Source organism: Metallosphaera yellowstonensis MK1 (assembly GCF_000243315.1).
GTDB lineage: Archaea > Thermoproteota > Thermoprotei_A > Sulfolobales > Sulfolobaceae > Metallosphaera > Metallosphaera yellowstonensis.
On the sequence record NZ_JH597770.1, the window covers coordinates 305,097 to 321,133 of the forward strand.

Below are 16,037 nucleotides of genomic sequence, written 5' to 3' on the forward strand. Positions count from 1 at the left end.
CGGGGGTTAGGTCAGTGTCTGTCTTAGCCATTCCGCGTACTTCTTATACTCTTTTTTCGCTAAAGCGTATAAGTCTAAATAATGCTTTGTTAGGATATTCCCGGGTGTCCTACCCTCAATAAAGTCTACAATTTCGCCCGGTATATTTAACTCTAGCATTTTTGTAGCTGTGAATTTTCTGATGTACTTAGGTGCAATATCTAGTTCATGCATTATCTTCTTTGCGTAATTGTAAGTAATGCTCTGTCTTTGTAACGGCGAAACATGGAAAACATAGAACACGCGTTTTGAGCCCCTACTCCAGTTGAGCGTGTAGATACAAATCCCGTTTTCACAAACATCATTTTCTGGTGAATATTCGCTTAGCACTTTTATAGCCTCAGTAAACCTAACTCCAGATTCTAAAAGTAGTCTGAACAATAGCTCAACTCTGGTTCCTTTTACCTTTTCAGCCCACTGTCTAATCTGGTCTACTGACGGTACCTTTAAATCCACGCCCGATTTCTTCGTCTTTATCGCTTTCCACTTCTCTATATCGCCCTTCCAGTTATAGTACTTCTTCCACGCTAAGATAGAACCCTTATTATTAGTGTCTAATTGCTTACGCAAATAATTTGTATATTGTTTGCAAGTTTCACGTGAAACTTTCTTTATACAATCGTTATAAAATGTAAATAGTTCAACTTCAGACGGCAAATTTTCATTTGCTTTAGAATGCGTTTTCTCTTCCTTCATTATTCTAACTGACGTATCTGTAATGATAGATTCACGTGGGATTTTAGGGGGTTTATCCCCTAAATAGGGCTTTGGCCCCTGGGACCTGGGTTCGAATCCCAGCCCGGCTACCTCTTATGGTCCCGTTCTCTAAATATCGAACAGAATTATTACAAAGGAGTCTGAAGACGTAGATGACAAACACACATTAGTATTTATATTAAAAATTTAATCTAAAAGGGTTTTATAGCGATACATAAGGAAACTCTCTGGGGGAAACTTTGAGACTGTAGGCGAGTTATCTGAGAAAACCCTTTTGTTTTACATCGGACTACAATAGAGGAGTTGTAACATATTACTTTCGTTTACCCCTCTCTCTACGGAGTTGCGGAAGTATCTTAACATATATATTCTGTTAAAAAGGTAATACCGAGATCATGAGGGTAATAACATTCAAGGCAGAAGAGGATTTGCTCTTTAGGCTTGACCTCTATGCTGCCAATAAGAAGGTCTCCAGAAGCGAGATCATCAGGGATGCCCTTAAGAAATATTTAGAAGCCGCTGGCGGGATTTGAACCCGCGACCGCCGGCTCTCCAGGAGATCCTTACAAGGCCGGCGCTCTGGCCAGGCTGAGCTACAGCGGCGTTATAATCATCGAAAATATGCCATTAAAGTCTTTCCCAGAAGATTCACATAGATGTGCCCAAACTTCCTGATGATGTTATCCTAGGGTTTTATCGCATTTTACCTCGATCTCAGTGATGGGCATGGGACGCATACTACTAAGAAGTCCTTCTTCCACTAGACTCCTCCAAGTAAAGGTAGGCAGCCGTAGCCTAGACCTAACTGACGACATACGAGAAACACCAAAGTGCGTCTTAACGAAAAGATTAACACGGAACTTATAATACTCCTTGTATAATATTCACCACAAGATAAACATATCCAGACTGCCCTACAATGATGCGTACTCCTCTGGACAGGTAGAAACGCAGAGAGATTGTACATTAGAATGAGGGAGCCGAAGACCTGGGAGTATTATATTCTCTCCGTATAAAATGTGGTATCACCTCTCCTCTCTCACGAGCGTTAAGTATAGAACTATTTACAATAGTATATCAGCAACGATAAATATAGCAAGTGATTGCTCATCATATCAGGACGAAAACAAGTTTATAAAGGGACCCAGAGAGGCCGTCTAGCTTTCATCTGAAACAGTTGGCGGGGGAGTTTCTTAATCACGTTCATGAAAACCCTTTCTCGTTTGCTCTAGACTCTACGTAAGGGAAAATTTTTAGGTGTTGATTATCTATGTGTTTACGTGCCGCCGTAGCTCAGCCTGGCCAGAGCGCCGGACTCATACGGCACGGGGATATCCGGTCGTCCGGGGTTCAAATCCCCGCGGCGGCACCTTAACTAAATTTGTCAATAACTTCAGATAGTTTTCTTGATGAGGAACTGCTAAAAAGTAAGAATTAAATAATAATATCTGAATAACTTGGTTAAACCTTTTAAACATTAGTTTAACTTACAGCAGTTATGGGACTTTAACGTAACTTAAAGATTTTCATCAGCCCCGGCGGTCCGCCTAAAGGGCGCTCGAGAGCCTGAGGAACGCCCCCACGCTCCTCAGGTTTAGCTCCACTACCAGCTCCCTGACGACGTTGTTGATGGTGAAGATCATGAGGTGGCCCTGAAGCCTCTCCCTCCTCCAGAACGAGGAGTCCTCCAGTTCCAGGGCCTTGACGTCCTTTGGAGCTCCTCGATCTCCAACCTCATCCTCCAGGCCTCCTCGACTTCCTCGCTGAGCGAGAGGTCGGTCGTGTAGAGGTACCTGGCGTGTGTCCCAGAGTCACGTTTATGTTCCCGGACTAGCAACTTTACCGTAATGGGTCGGCCTCCCAGGGTCAGGTCGGCGTAGTAGACTCCGGGGGTATCCCACTCGGAGGTGTCCCTCCACCTCCTCGAGGGTCCCCTGGACCGACTCGACCCTGAGTTCGGTTGGGCTTGAGCTCAGACACTACGTTGTCCGTCACGAGCTTCTCGGACGGTACGGGAGTCGAAGAAGACCCTGGCTACCGGAAGGGCTCCTTGAGCACGTCCAACGTCTGGCCACGTCGATCTTGGTCTTGAACTCGGTGACCCTCACAAATCCAACATCTTCCTCACGGCATGGGGAAAACCGTGAACGTCCTGCCCGTGGAGAGGTCCACTACGGCGACCGTGAGGAGCTTGGCCCTCTCGAACCTCCCGTGGGTGTGGCAGTAGATCCAGTGGTTCTCGGGGGCTCACGTCCCCCTGAGCGTCGTGGTCCACTGTGTCGTCCACGATGACGACCTGACCCTTCAAAGTCTGACAGGACCTCCAGGTAGTCCCTCCACGCGTCGTCGAGTTCTCCCAACGCCTCCAGCAGGTTTGCGTAGTCCAACCAGAACGTCTCGGCCGCGTTCCTCACGCTGGCCCTCCCACCTACCAGGACCATGAGGACTAGTGCCAGTTAACCTTCCTGCTCCTCCCCTTCCCCCTGACCACGCCCAGCCTGTTGATCTCCCTGACAGCCTCTCCCTAGCGAACTCGATCTGTCCTTCCGCACCTTTTCAGCAGGACGACGCTGAAAAACTTCTCGCTAATACAGGCTTTTCGTATTACCTCCCTAAGATTCCCATAACTGCTGATATTGTGTATATCTGATTGTCCAGCTGTTCTTAGTACCCCATGCCAGCTATCGCGGCTTCAACGAGTTTTCTGATAAGCTCGTTATCTCCCTCATCTGTAAGGAATCCTCGTATAATTAAACCCTCCGCACTTCTTCTATCAAATCCCCTGCTCTGTAGGTAAAAAATCAAGTCGTCGTTAACCTTAGACGCCGAGGCAGAGTGTTTTGCTGTGATTATCTTTCCCGTCTTGACCTCCAGCATTGGGGCCACTACAGCTTTAGCCTCCTCCCCGACTATGAGCGCCTTTCCTATAATGGTGGTAGACGCGTCTAGAGCATTCTCGCCTATTACTGCGTCTCCTCTTATTACTGTATAGGAGCTTCCTGATGCTACTGCCTTGAGGATACCATTACTACTACTCCTCTTTCCCGCGTGATTTACATTTGCCAACAAACTCACGTTATTGTTATCGAGACCCAAGGCCTTAGCGGAGAACTTAGCTATAGCCTCCTCCTCTAACTCAACCCTATACTCCATGTGTCCTGTCGAGTATCCTGCGGAGAAGAGCGAGGAGCTTATCTCTCCTTCCACCCTGCCTTTAGCAAAGGTATAATCGAACGAGTTACGTCCATCACCGATCATGGAGAAAGAGAGAGAGGAACCCTTAGGGACCTCAAGGGAAATAACTCCTCCAGTCATAGCCCTACCTATACTCCTTGAGTAATACACAACGTCTGCTGTCTCTCCTTCTGGAACCTTCACCTCTACAGCCACGGGACAGAATAGACCTTCCTCACATGAATTATAGATGAAGAACTTTCCTCCTGACCTAATGGAGATGACCCTTGAGGAAGATAGCACCAACGCAGCTAGTTTGTGGTCTTCGGGCCTAACTATTCCACACTTGATTCCGTCCCTGACCTCCCCTCTCAATAATACGTTATTCACGACCTGATACGTCTCGTAACCCTCAGCGATAGGAGTGTTGATCGAGCTCTTCCTTTCCCTTAGGTTTAGGTTTAGCTTCTCGAAGTTGGACCATTCCGTATAATGCTTAATCGTTGGGGAATCATTAACCACTTGGTAAGGCATTGCTAAGTACTTGCGGAATAGCTCTTCCCTTTCATAAGGAGAGTCCAAAGCCCTGATGTATGCTGAGAGACTCTCTGGGTCGACAACTGGCATCTCATGCCACTGCTCCCAACTTATCCAACTCCAGTTTTATGACCTTGTTCAACATGGTGGCATACTCGAAGGGTAACTCCTTCATGATCTCGTCAATGAAACCTAAAACCAGCATCGACGTTGCTTCCTTCTCATCAATTCCCCTATTCATTAGGTAGAAGAGCTGATCCTCGCTCATCCTAAATGTGTGGGCCTCATGGGCTACATCTGCATCATCCTCTAAAACTTGGTTGTGAGGGAAGGTATAAGCCTTGGTCTTCTCGTCCAGCATCAATGAATCACACTTCACAAATGCCTTAGAACCCTTGGCCCCCTTATTCACCTTGACAAGACCTCTGTAAATGTTGACGCCTCCCCCAAAACCTATATTTTTGTTAACTATCTTACTCTTAGTATATGGGGCCGCATGAATCATTTTAGAACCGCTGTCCTTCCATTCGCCCTCTCCTGAAGCCAAGGTCACTACTAGACTTGTAGACGAAGCATTTTGACCTCTGAGTATAGTAGATGGATAAACGAAACTATATCTTGAGCCCAAGGATCCCTCTACCCACTCTATGGTAGCATTCTCGTCAGCCCACGCTCTCTTATTGTTGAAGTTTATGACGTTCTTGCTCCAGTTCTGGATAGTAGTGAACTTTATCCTGGCGTTCTTCTTCGCGTAGAGCTCAACCATTCCGTCGTGGAAGGAATACTTCTTAAGTTGAGGGGCACTACAACCCTCTATGAAGTGTATATAAGAGCCTTCATCCGCTACCACCAGCGTGTGCTCAAATTGGCCTTCCATCTCACTACCTATTATGAAGAACCCCTCCACTGGGGTGGTAATCTTCACGTTCTTCGGTACATACACGAACACACCTCCACTCCAGAGGGCCCCATGAAGGGCCGCGAACTTATGATCAGATACAGGGAAGATCTTGGTGAAGTACTCTTTGAACACGTCAGGATATCTCCTCATGGCCTCCTCTGGAGGCATCATGATCACGCCCTTTTTAGTCAGTTCCTCCTTTACGTTGGAGTATATCGGTTCCGACTCGAATACTGCAACTAAGCCACCTAAGTACTTCTTCTCCGATTCCGGTATTCCTAATACATCATAATACTCTCTTATCTCCTTAGGTATCTGATCCCAGCTATTCGTTTGTTCTACGTCAGGCTTTATGTAAAGCTCTAGGTTAGAGACGTTAAGTGTACCCAGGATGTCAGGTAGCCAATTTGGGGTTGGCAGTTTCTCAAAGAGCTCCAAAGACTTCAACCTGAGTCGCAACATCCACTCAGGCTCCTTCTTTATCTTAGAGATCTCCTCTATTGTGCCCCTAGATAGACCTGACTCCACTATCCTCCTGTGGAACTCACTCTGGTTAAGTTTCTCATACTTGGCCTCTATGGATGCGTTCAAAATCTCGTTCATGTCAAGCGATAATTTCTCTTCAGTCATTTCTACATTACCATCTTTAACTGTGTTAAAGAACACCTATAAGTCTTTCTATTATATTTCGTCTAGTATATTAAGTAAAATGAAAATTTAAAATATATAATTAATTTCAGGACTTTATTACCCCTTCGTAACCTTTCTCGTCAATTTTCTTGGCAAGTTCCATGGAACCGCTGGCCACTAAGGCTCCTTTGTAGAGTACATGAACCCTGTCCGCATTCACGTAGTCTAAGATCCTCCTGTAATGTGTGATGATGATATACCCGGTGTTATTCTCTTCTTTGAGCTTCTTTATGGACTCGGCTATAACCCTTAGTCCATCAACGTCTACCCCAGAGTCCGGTTCGTCGAGTATTGCGAACTTGGGCTTCAGGAGCATCATCTGGAGGATTTCGGTCCTCTTCTTCTCTCCTCCGCTGAAACCCTCGAAGACACCCCTGTTCAGAAGGCTTTCAGATAGTCCTACAGTCTTGGTCATCTCCCTAATCCTCTGAATGATCTCGGTTACAGAGCCGGAGGGATTTGCTATCCTATTGTGTTCAGCTACAAGGAGCGTCGATAACTTGACTCCCCCTATTTCCACCGGGTTCTGGAAGGCGAGGAAGAGGCCCCTCTTTACCTTCTCGTTAGTCTCCAAGTTAGTTATGTCCTCATCGTCTAAGATTATGGAACCTTTGGTTATCTTATACTTGGGGTGGCCCATGATGGCGAGAGAGAGCGTTGTCTTCCCGCTGCCGTTAGGACCCATCAAGGCATGAATCTCTCCGCTCCTCACCTCAAAGGAAACTCCCTTTAGCACTTCCTTTCCTTCAACTTCCACGTGAAGGTCTTGAACCTTTAGAATAGACATTCTACGGTCACTCCTTTTATATTGTTTTTATGGAGTTAAGTTTCTTTCTATCCAGGGCATATCCTCGAGGAACAGTGTACATGAGGAGTTCTCTAGAGCCCTCTCTAGGAAGCTTATTAAGTCCTCTAGGTACTCCAGTAAGAAGGGATTTGTACCTCTATCCAGCTGTGAAAGCTCGGCTCTGGACTCCCTTATGAGATTGAGCCCGTTGAGTACTCTCTTGGTGCTTGGAAAGAGGACAGTCATCACTACCTCATCAAGGAGGTCGTTGGACTTCTTGAGGACACTCTTGACTATCTGAATTCGCTTTTCGTCCAGTTGAGAACTTCTTATGACCATGACCAGCTTCTCTAGGACAGAGGCTACGTTTAGGAGAGTAATGGAGTTTATAACGATAAGGGAGTTCTTTGTCATGTTCCTCGTTGTTTCATACTTGCTCCCCATTATTCTTCTCATCAACATGAGGTAGAGTCTTCTGATATCCTCATGGTTTGTGGAGGTGTCTCTAGGTTGCTCCTTACTTACCAAGGCTATAGCCTCGTCTACCTTCTTGGAGACCGTGTTGAGCATTCTCCTCAACAGAGACTCTAGACCCACCTTCTCCGTATCCAAGAGGCACTCTATTTTTATCTTAGACTCGGAGGCCTCAGTGACCTCAGCCCCTACCATCTGCTTGGTAACTCCTATAACCTCTTCCACGTCCTTCTGAGAAATGGACTTCCTCGATTCAAAGACGATCTCATCATAACCAAGTGAGTATAGGCAGGGAATAACACTGGCTATAGGCTGCTTTAAGGAGTCAGCGTCAATCTTTATACTTTTGTGATTTACCCCTAACTTAACCCTCTCCGCAATCAGCTTCAGAGATCCGTCATCTGATACCTCGATCAAAATCTTGTCCCCAGGTTTCACATTCCACTTATTTATCCATTTTTTAGGTAATGTGATAAAGAGGGATGATGAGCCTAACTTCTGAACTTTTCTAGTCTCTATATCCTTGGCGTTATTAAGCTCCTCCAAGTCAATCCCTTTATAATTATCTTAAACGCTGTTTATAAATATGTTGCAAATCCTTCCTAAGCCTTTTTAAAAGAGGTTTTTATTTGGATGCCTTTCCCTCCACTATTAGACAGACTCTCCCCTTAACCCTAGATACCTTGACCTCTGGTTGAGACATATCGTTCGGTATCCTCAGTGAGAGCCTGTATTTTGTCCCCCTATTATCTGTACAGGAGAAGTTGAGTGTATTCTTCTCGAGTTTGATGTAGATGGTTTCGTCCCTGAGATACGGAACGTCAAGTACATAGACGACCTTGTTCTCTCTCCTTATTTCGGTGTAAAGAGGTTCTATGTAACTCTGGTTTTCCATTGACTCCTTTACCTCCCTAGAGACGAACTCAATTATCTCCTCCATCCTTTTCATCTCAGCTTCTATGGCCTTCCTAACCATATCTTCCAGATCCTTATAGGCTGGCATCCCTCTCACGCGTATGTCATGGGTTTCCCTGAAGCATATGTGGGAAGTTCCCTCTTAGTTTGTTCCATGAGCCCCTTAATGCGTGCCCTGATCTCTTCAGCCTCCTGTAGGAGCAAACTTACGTCCACTGTGAAACCTGTGTACTTGGAAACTATATCCAAGGCTACTGCGGAGGCCTCTGGATCTGGTATGTCAAGGAAAGACTCCACGACCACAGCGAAATTGTTAATCTTCCTTCTGGCTGTCTCAAAGAGTATTGGGGCGTATGGCCCAGAGATGTAACCTTGCGAGAACTTCTGCATGATATCTAGCTTAGATAGTTCCTGGGCCAATTCCTTAGAATTTGCTATCCAATACGCATTGGGTTTCTCTATCTCTAATCTGTTGGGAATGGGCATCCCAGTGATGGAGATCACAGCACTGACCTCCAGTTTAGTAGCATAGTCAGAAATGAACTTGGCAAGAGGATACGCAGAGTTCACTGGAATGGCAGTCCATGCGTGAAGGACGACCAGATTGGACTCTTTGCCGTAATAAAGTCTTAGGGGAGATTTGGCTACTCCGTCATCCACATGCATGATGGTGGGGAGATGCTTCCTGGAGTAAATCTGTCCAAACTCGTCAACTATTCCCTTAGAAATGAGGTACTCAGTTGCTATCTCGCCAACTAAACCGGCGTCTGGAATTCCTACTATCATGTAAGTAGGTTTCCTTAGGTTAGGTACAAAGGACTCCTCAACCTCAAAATCCTGGTCCATTATTGTTCACCCCTTATCTTGTCACTATATTGTTCTGCAGTTAGAAGTTTCTTGGTTTCGTCCTGATTGCTCACTCGTAGCTTGAAGATCCACCCTTTGCCGTATGGATCCTTATTCAGTAGTTCAGGTGTTGATGTCAACTCCTGGTTTACTTCTACAACTTCACCGGATAATGGCGAGAAGATGTCTGCAGCCGCCTTAACCGACTCTACCACCGCTAATGACTCCCCAATCCTCACTTTAGTGCCCAATTTAGGCAAGTCTACACCAACTATGTCCCTTAGCTTCTTCTGCGCATAATCCGTTATTCCCACTGTAGCCACATTACCCTCTATCCTAACCCATTCATCGCTCTCGGTGTAAAGGAGGTCTCTTAACACTATATATTTCCCAACTTTTATCTCACTCAATCATATCACCATTACTTTAATAACGGGAAATCGGATAATTTAACATTATAATCCTTTCCCCTAACCTCCACGTCCATACTACCTCCCAGGAAGAAGTGTTTAGAGTCCACATATCCCATCCCTATGACCCTCTCGAGATAAGGTGAGAACGAGGAACTTGTAACTCTTCCTACAGGTATTCCCATTATCTTGAATGTACTTCCATTCCTTGGGATAACCCTGAGCTTTTTGGGCAACTTGAAACCTACTCTTAACTTATCTACCCCTTGTTTCAGGGAATCCACTAGGGCTTCCTTTCCTATGAACTCCTTCTCGAGTGAGAACACCCAGTATCGAGCCTCTATTGGGTTTACGGTCTCATCTATGTCTTCCCCGTAAAGAACGAATCCCATCTCCTGTCTTAAACTGTCTCTGGCCATTAGCCCCGCTCCCTTGATCCCTCTAGATATAAACGATGAAAGTAAACTTTCAGCAACGTCTGGAGTTGACCAGAACTCTATACCGTCTTCCCCAGTCCAGCCGGACCTGCTCAAGAGAAACACGTCTCGTCCCTCCAGTTTAGAATTCAACATGAAGCGGAGAAATGGCAGATCAATCCTCTCCAAGAAGTCCCATATCTTCCTTCCTTGAACTGCTATCATGACTAATTGGAATGTTAGATCTTCAACGTCTAAGGAGGAGTTGTTCCTTATCCATTTGATGACTTTCTCCCTGTTTATGGCATTGGTAACAACCAGGAATTCCTGATCCGAGACCTTATATAACATAACGTCGTCCACAAAGCCTGCCTTGTCGGTGAGGAAAGCTGTTGGGCCTATCATCTCTCCAGGGGAGGCCCTTGAGACTTCCTTGGCAACGAGACGTTCAACTTCTTTCTGGGCTCCCCTGATCCTCAGCCTACCCATGTGAGATAGGTCGAAAAAGGCTGCCCCCTGCCTGACGCTTATGTGTTCCTCTTGGTAAGAGGAATAGCTCATCGGCATCTCCCATCCTGCGAACTCGCCGAAGTTAGCCCCTAACTTTTCCTCGAAGTTAAGTAGAGGTGTGCGAAACATTCTTAATCGCCTAGCCACTGTAACTCAATTGCTGATGGAGTTTATATGGACATGCATCCATGGCTCCCAAACCTGAACCAAATACGTCAAATGTTAGACGTCATAGGGATCAACGATGTCGATGAACTATTTTACGACATACCTCAAGATATACTCCTGGAAAGTCCAGTAGAGGTAGGTTACAATAAACCGTTGTCAGAAGAGGAGATAAGGCAAAGGCTCGAACAGGTGAAACAAAAAAACAGGAAACTCAAGTACCCTCCTTTCCTAGGTGGGGGGGCTTGTCAACATAGCGTTCCTTCAGTTGTCAAGTTTATCATTTCTAGGTCGGAGTTTTACACCGCCTACACTCCTTATCAACCCGAGATAAATCAAGGCCTACTACAAGCTCTCTTTGAGTATCAGAGTCTTATTGCGGAACTATTGGAGATGGAAGTCGTTAACTCCTCCCACTACGATTGGGGGAGCAGTTTAGCGGAGGCAATAATGATGGGGTTGAGGATCAACAGCAGGAAAAAAGTTCTATTACCTAAATCCATTAATCCTCTCCACAAGCAGGTTGTTGAAACCTGGCTAGCTGGAAAGGAAGTTAACCTAGTTGAGATCCCAGTGGACCAGGAGGGTAGAATGGACCTTGACTTCTTGGACAAACTCGACCCCACGGAAGTCTCCTCTATTTATGTACAACAACCAAATTATTTCGGAGTATGGGAGACAGAAATGGAATACATAGCTGACTGGGCCAGAAAGCACAATATAGTAAGCGTGGCAGGAGTGAGTCCGATCTCACTGGCCCTGGTGAAGTCACCTGGAGAACTGGGTTACGATATAGCTGTGGGAGACGGACAGGAATTGGGAATACCACTCAACTTTGGCGGACCATACACTGGTATATTCGCCACAAGAATGGACATGAAGCTGGTGAGGCAAATGCCCGGTAGAATCGTGGGTATGACTGAAGACGTTAAGGGGGAGAGAGGGTTCACACTGATACTCCAGACCAGGGAACAATTCGCAAGGAGAGAGAAGGCCACATCTAACATCACCACCAACGAGGCACTAGTTGCCATAGCCAATGCGGTGTTCCTTTCCTTGCTGGGAAAGGACGGCCTAAGGGAACTGGCCGAGGAAGTATACAAGAGAAGTCACTACGCTGCGAAGAAGATGGAGCTGGTTGGAAAGAGAAAATGGAGATCTGACTTCTTCGAAGAATTCGTAATGAGCTTTGAAAAGGAATACAATAAAATTCACCTTCACCTATTAAATAAAGGAATTCACGGAGGATTGAAGCTTGGGCCCAACGAGGCTCTCTTCTGTGTAACCGAGGTTCATAGTAAGGAAGCTATAGACGAACTGGTGGAAAGTATTGGAGAGGTGATATAGATGTGGAGACAGGCCAAATGGGATGAACCCCTCATTACGGAGTACAGAGGTACGGGAAGAATAGGTTTCATGGTACCAAAGGAGGATATAGAAGTTACCATAGAAATACCGGAGAAAATAAGGAGAAGAAATGACCCAGAACTCCCACAGCTCAGCGAACTCGAGGTGACCAGACATTTCTTGAGGCTCTCCCAGATGAGCTTCGGCGTGGACTTAGGGATGATGCCGTTAGGATCATGTACGATGAAATATAATCCAAAAATTGAGGAGGATTCTGCGAGAATAGCTGAGAATTATCATCCCCTTCAGGACGAGACAACCGTTCAAGGAAACCTAGAAGTCATCTATGAAATGCAGAGGTGGCTTGCAAGGTTAACAGGAATGGAGGAGTGTAGCTTGCAGGTTCCCGCAGGATCCGCAGGGGAATTCGCTGGAATCCTGATGATAAGGAAGTACCACAAGGAGTTTAACAGGGTTAGAACTGAGATGCTCGTTGCAGATACTGCTCATGGAACTAACCCAGCCAGTGCAGCCATGGGAGGCTTCAAGGTCATTTACATCAAGTCTAACAGTGAAGGTCTGGTTGACCTGGAGACACTAAAGGGGGTAATCGGTGAGAACGTCGCAGGATTCATGCTCACAAATCCCAACACGTTGGGACTCTTTGAAGAGAACATAAAGAAAATAGCTGAACTTGTTCATTTAGTAGATGGGATATTATATTACGATGGAGCAAACCTAAACGGGATACTGGGGATTGCAAGACCAGGAGACATGGGATTTGACATAATTCACCTTAATCTACATAAAACATTTGGAGTTCCCCATGGAGGGGGAGGACCAGGGGCAGGTGCCATATGCGCCAACAGGAAAATGAAGGATTACCTACCCCCTTATGTCAGTAGGGAAGGCGATGTGTACAGGTTCGTCTCCCCTCCTAAATCAATAGGGAGAATGTCGGTTTTTCACGGCAATTTCGGCAACGTGCTTAGGGCCTATGCCTACATACTGGGTCTTGGGACCGATGGGATATCCATGGTAGGTAGAATGAGTACTTTGGCGACAAATTACCTTATCTCGAAGTTAAGAGACGTAAGAGGTCTAGATCTCATAGCCCCTCATAGGTTCAGGAAACATGAAGTGGTGTTCAGTGCTAAAAGACTAAAGGAGGAGACAGGTGTGACCGCCTTCGATATAGCCAAAGCATTATTGGACAGGGGATTCTATGCTCCGACTATTTACTTCCCCGGAATAATAGAGGAAGCTTTAATGATAGAACCTACTGAGACCGAACCGGTTGAGGTCCTAGACGCCTTTGCAGACGCATTAAAGGAAATAGTAGATCTAGCCTACAAGGACCCCTCCGCTCTCATGAACTCACCAGTGAATACCTCTGTAGGAAGGTTGGATCAGGTTAAGGCCAACCATCCCTCCACCTTAACTCCCAGCTACAGGGTGCTCAAGCAGATCAAAAATCAGATAAGAGACGAGAGTAGGATCGAGAGATAGCCCAAGTAGGGGATAGAGATCACATATCCCCCCACATTAATCACTTTTCCTATTACGTACTGTGAAGGAACACCATAAGGCGGCTCCAGCCCTATGCGATTATCTGGCTCTGGATTAGATATTTTATCAACACCCTGAGTGATATAAAAACCGTTGCTAGCCTCAATGACCCTGTGAATCACGTACGTGTGAAGCTGTGGTGACTTATATATGATTATAGAGTCATAGTGTATATTTGTTGGGGATCCGTAAAAGGTGAGTGCACCATTCTGTAATACTGGATACATGGAGACTCCCTCCACGCTGGCAGAACTCACCAGGTTGGAGAAGAAGACGATGTAGACTAACGCTATGAAAAGAATTATTGCGATATCACTCTTCTTCATCTATGTCACCTAGGTCAAGCTCTATTATCTCCCCCTCTTCCTCTCGTTGCTCCGCCTTCTGTTCTCCAAACTTCTTTACTCCCTTCTTACCTTCCACCTCTACTCCAGTGCCCCCGGCTCTTATTTTTGACACGACGGCCCTCCATCTATGACCACAATTGGGACATTCATAGGAGCCCATAACCGTTATGGTTATCCTACCGTAAGCGTCGGGAAGTGGAGAGACCAGGTTCCAAGTCTTTAACGGTTTATCTACCTTGGCTCCACAGTTTGGACAAACGTCTGGCTCCTTTTGCTTCTTGGGCATACGTGTTATATGAAGGTCAGCAGTTTAAAAATAAGTATTGTAACGACTGGAACGAGCAGGAAAATAATTCCATTATAGATATATTTATATCTATGTTTTATTATAAGTAAATAGCCGACTAGATTTATCATAAGAAGGACTAGGAGTACTACTAAATCAGAATAGAAAAATGGATAAGAGGCCAGAAATGGAGCTGTCACCCATGTGACTAGAAAGGCGACTTCGTTGCTTAGCTTGCCTCTCAAAAGTCTGTAATAGAGAGGAGAAAGGATACCATAAACAATGAAAACGGCTATGGGTAACAATGACATTTATACCTCCTATGTCATAATCTGGACGAGTTTATATGATGAGTGATTTGTCCATATTTGATCTCAAGGGTTTTGAGATAATAGACTCTAGAGGGAACTTTACTGTTAGGGCAAAGGTTAAGTTAGGTTGCGGTGTTACGGCCACCGGGGACGCTCCAGCTGGGGCCTCTAAGGGATCGAGGGAAGTAGTGGAACTCCGGGATGAGCGTGGGTCTGTGGAGATGGCAGTGAAATCAATCAATTACTACATCTCCCCTGCACTCATAGGGATGGACTCGAAGTTCCAAACCACCGTAGATAAGGTTTTAATAAATTTAGATGGAACAGAGAATAAGTCAAGACTCGGTGCCAATGCGATGGTGGCTACATCCATAGCGGTGAGTAAGGCAGCCTCACTGGCCTTGGGGGTAGAAACGTTCATGCATCTAGGCGGTTCAGGGCCACATATCATTCCAGTTCCATTAATGAACATCCTCAACGGAGGACTTCACGCTGGTAACAACTTGAAAATACAAGAGTTCATGATAATTCCCGTAGGTTTTGATACCCTTAAGGAAGCGCTCTCAGCTTCATTAGTAATATATAAGGCACTGAAGTCCCTAGTTACGGAGAAGTACGGGAAGATTTATACGGCGGTAGGGGATGAGGGAGGAATCTCTCCACCCCTTAGTAAAACTGAAGATGCATTGGAACTGGTCCACTCCGCAGTGAAGAGGTCAGGATACGAGGATAAGGTACTGCTGGGTTTAGATGCGGCAGCATCGAATTTTTATAATAAAAAAGAAGATAAATACGAGATAGATGGTAACTCTAAAACTCGACAGGAAATGATAGACTTCTATGTATCCCTAAAGGATCGCTATCCGCTCTTATACGTTGAGGATCCCTTTGAGGAGAATGACTTTAAGAGCTTTACTGAGCTCCAGAGCAAAATGAAGGGAGTTCTAGTATCCGGTGATGATATCTACACTACTAACGTGAAATACTTAACTAAGGGAATAGAGTCAGGTGCAACAAAGGCTGTAATAGTGAAAGTCAACCAGATAGGCACAATAACTGAAGCCATGGAGTTCGTGAACTTAGCCAAGAGACATTCCATTAAAACTGCGATAAGTCACAGAAGCGGGGAAACAGAGGACAGCTTCATAGCGGACTTAGCAGTGGCTGTCAACAGTGAATTCATAAAGACTGGGGCACCAGCTAGAGGAGAAAGGACATCCAAATACAATAGACTTTTAGAAATAGAGAAAGAATTTGGATTTGAATATATGGGGAAGAAATTAGCTTGATGTTAAGGCAAAATTATCCCAATTATTACCAGCGCTAGAGCGACTAACATAAGGAACAGTATGAATTGCTTAGTGGTCATATGTGGTACTACCTTAGCGACCTTGAATAGACCGTAAACTATCCCACCGAACGCTACTAACATTAAGACTATTATCCCCACAGCAACTAGAGCCATCGAGAGCGGCTCCGCGTTGAAGTTGACCGAGTGGAATATCTTAGAGGTTACGTTGAGTACTGTTTGCAGTGTCATGATCAGTGAGTTACTTCTGTGGGAAACTTTATTTGAATTTCCACTCAATACTACCT

General features: G+C 45.5%; 16 protein-coding genes, 2 tRNA genes and 1 pseudogene. 5 read left to right on the forward strand and 14 right to left on the reverse strand.

Going from position 1 to position 16,037, the window contains the following annotated elements; translation table 11 throughout:
• Window positions 1-6: 6 nt before the first annotated feature.
• Complete coding sequence (locus METMK1DRAFT_RS12450; RefSeq protein ID WP_009074696.1) at window positions 7-735, reverse strand: integrase; 729 nt, start codon at window positions 733-735, stop codon at window positions 7-9.
• Between the two features lie 416 nt (window positions 736-1,151).
• Here METMK1DRAFT_RS12450 and ccr1 point away from each other — a divergent pair, with 416 nt between their 5' ends.
• Window positions 1,152-1,289 (forward strand): aCcr1 family cell cycle regulator, encoded by a 138-nt coding sequence (gene ccr1 / locus METMK1DRAFT_RS12455; protein ID WP_048088102.1) that lies wholly within the window; start codon window positions 1,152-1,154, stop codon window positions 1,287-1,289.
• On the opposite strand, the gene METMK1DRAFT_RS12460 is transcribed toward ccr1, so the two are convergent.
• Window positions 1,271-1,359 (reverse strand) — tRNA-Thr (locus METMK1DRAFT_RS12460). The two genes, ccr1 and METMK1DRAFT_RS12460, sit on opposite strands and share 19 nt — an antisense overlap.
• 679 nt (window positions 1,360-2,038) lie before the next feature.
• Between METMK1DRAFT_RS12460 and METMK1DRAFT_RS12465 the strand changes: the two genes are divergently transcribed.
• Window positions 2,039-2,125: transfer RNA gene (locus METMK1DRAFT_RS12465), tRNA-Met, on the forward strand.
• A 137-nt stretch (window positions 2,126-2,262) separates the two neighbouring features.
• On the opposite strand, the pseudogene METMK1DRAFT_RS20170 reads toward METMK1DRAFT_RS12465, so the two are convergent.
• From METMK1DRAFT_RS20170 to gcvT, 9 genes and pseudogenes are all read right to left on the reverse strand, one after another.
• Window positions 2,263-3,262, reverse strand: a pseudogene (locus METMK1DRAFT_RS20170) (IS701 family transposase).
• Between the two features lie 158 nt (window positions 3,263-3,420).
• Complete coding sequence (locus tag METMK1DRAFT_RS12475) at window positions 3,421-4,557, reverse strand: SufB/SufD family protein (protein ID WP_009074702.1); 1,137 nt, start codon at window positions 4,555-4,557, stop codon at window positions 3,421-3,423.
• 1 nt (window position 4,558) lies between these two features.
• On the reverse strand, window positions 4,559-5,998 hold the full coding sequence (gene sufB / locus METMK1DRAFT_RS12480; RefSeq protein ID WP_048088006.1) for a Fe-S cluster assembly protein SufB: 1,440 nt from the start codon (window positions 5,996-5,998) through the stop codon (window positions 4,559-4,561).
• A 106-nt stretch (window positions 5,999-6,104) separates the two neighbouring features.
• Complete coding sequence (sufC, locus tag METMK1DRAFT_RS12485) at window positions 6,105-6,845, reverse strand: Fe-S cluster assembly ATPase SufC (RefSeq protein WP_009074706.1); 741 nt, start codon at window positions 6,843-6,845, stop codon at window positions 6,105-6,107.
• 27 nt (window positions 6,846-6,872) lie between these two features.
• Window positions 6,873-7,865, reverse strand: a complete 993-nt coding sequence (locus METMK1DRAFT_RS12490; protein WP_009074708.1) for an AbrB/MazE/SpoVT family DNA-binding domain-containing protein — start codon at window positions 7,863-7,865, stop codon at window positions 6,873-6,875.
• A 79-nt stretch (window positions 7,866-7,944) separates the two neighbouring features.
• Entirely contained in the window at window positions 7,945-8,322 is a 378-nt protein-coding gene (locus METMK1DRAFT_RS12495) for a hypothetical protein (protein ID WP_009074711.1), read from the reverse strand.
• Between the two features lie 5 nt (window positions 8,323-8,327).
• Entirely contained in the window at window positions 8,328-9,080 is a 753-nt protein-coding gene (locus tag METMK1DRAFT_RS12500) for a proteasome assembly chaperone family protein (protein ID WP_009074713.1), read from the reverse strand.
• Complete coding sequence (gcvH, locus tag METMK1DRAFT_RS12505) at window positions 9,080-9,490, reverse strand: glycine cleavage system protein GcvH (RefSeq protein WP_009074717.1); 411 nt, start codon at window positions 9,488-9,490, stop codon at window positions 9,080-9,082. Before gcvH ends, METMK1DRAFT_RS12500 begins: the two co-directional genes overlap by 1 nt.
• Window positions 9,491-9,501: 11 nt before the next feature.
• Window positions 9,502-10,545 carry a glycine cleavage system aminomethyltransferase GcvT gene (gene gcvT, locus METMK1DRAFT_RS12510; RefSeq protein ID WP_009074719.1) on the reverse strand — a complete coding sequence of 348 codons (1,044 nt, stop codon included), beginning with the start codon at window positions 10,543-10,545 and terminating at the stop codon, window positions 9,502-9,504.
• A gap of 45 nt (window positions 10,546-10,590) precedes the next feature.
• Here gcvT and gcvPA point away from each other — a divergent pair, with 45 nt between their 5' ends.
• Both gcvPA and gcvPB read left to right on the forward strand, forming a co-directional pair.
• The gene (gcvPA, locus tag METMK1DRAFT_RS12515) at window positions 10,591-11,928 is read left to right on the forward strand and encodes an aminomethyl-transferring glycine dehydrogenase subunit GcvPA (RefSeq protein ID WP_009074721.1); all 1,338 of its coding nucleotides are present in this window, start codon (window positions 10,591-10,593) and stop codon (window positions 11,926-11,928) included.
• The gene (gene gcvPB, locus METMK1DRAFT_RS12520) at window positions 11,929-13,437 is read left to right on the forward strand and encodes an aminomethyl-transferring glycine dehydrogenase subunit GcvPB (RefSeq protein WP_009074724.1); all 1,509 of its coding nucleotides are present in this window, start codon (window positions 11,929-11,931) and stop codon (window positions 13,435-13,437) included.
• On the opposite strand, the gene METMK1DRAFT_RS12525 is transcribed toward gcvPB, so the two are convergent.
• Window positions 13,404-13,823, reverse strand: coding sequence for a signal peptidase I (locus METMK1DRAFT_RS12525; RefSeq protein ID WP_009074726.1), 420 nt, complete (start codon window positions 13,821-13,823; stop codon window positions 13,404-13,406). The two genes, gcvPB and METMK1DRAFT_RS12525, sit on opposite strands and share 34 nt — an antisense overlap.
• Window positions 13,810-14,130: a hypothetical protein gene (locus METMK1DRAFT_RS12530; protein ID WP_009074728.1), complete on the reverse strand. Its 321-nt coding sequence runs from the start codon at window positions 14,128-14,130 to the stop codon at window positions 13,810-13,812. The genes METMK1DRAFT_RS12525 and METMK1DRAFT_RS12530 overlap by 14 nt, the downstream gene beginning before the upstream one ends.
• 346 nt (window positions 14,131-14,476) lie before the next feature.
• On the opposite strand from METMK1DRAFT_RS12530, the gene eno reads away from it, so the two are divergent.
• Window positions 14,477-15,730, forward strand: a complete 1,254-nt coding sequence (eno, locus tag METMK1DRAFT_RS12540; protein WP_009074732.1) for a phosphopyruvate hydratase — start codon at window positions 14,477-14,479, stop codon at window positions 15,728-15,730.
• Between the two features lie 2 nt (window positions 15,731-15,732).
• Here eno and METMK1DRAFT_RS12545 read toward each other — a convergent pair whose 3' ends face one another.
• Entirely contained in the window at window positions 15,733-15,981 is a 249-nt protein-coding gene (locus METMK1DRAFT_RS12545) for a hypothetical protein (RefSeq protein ID WP_009074734.1), read from the reverse strand.
• Window positions 15,982-16,037 lie beyond the last annotated feature (56 nt).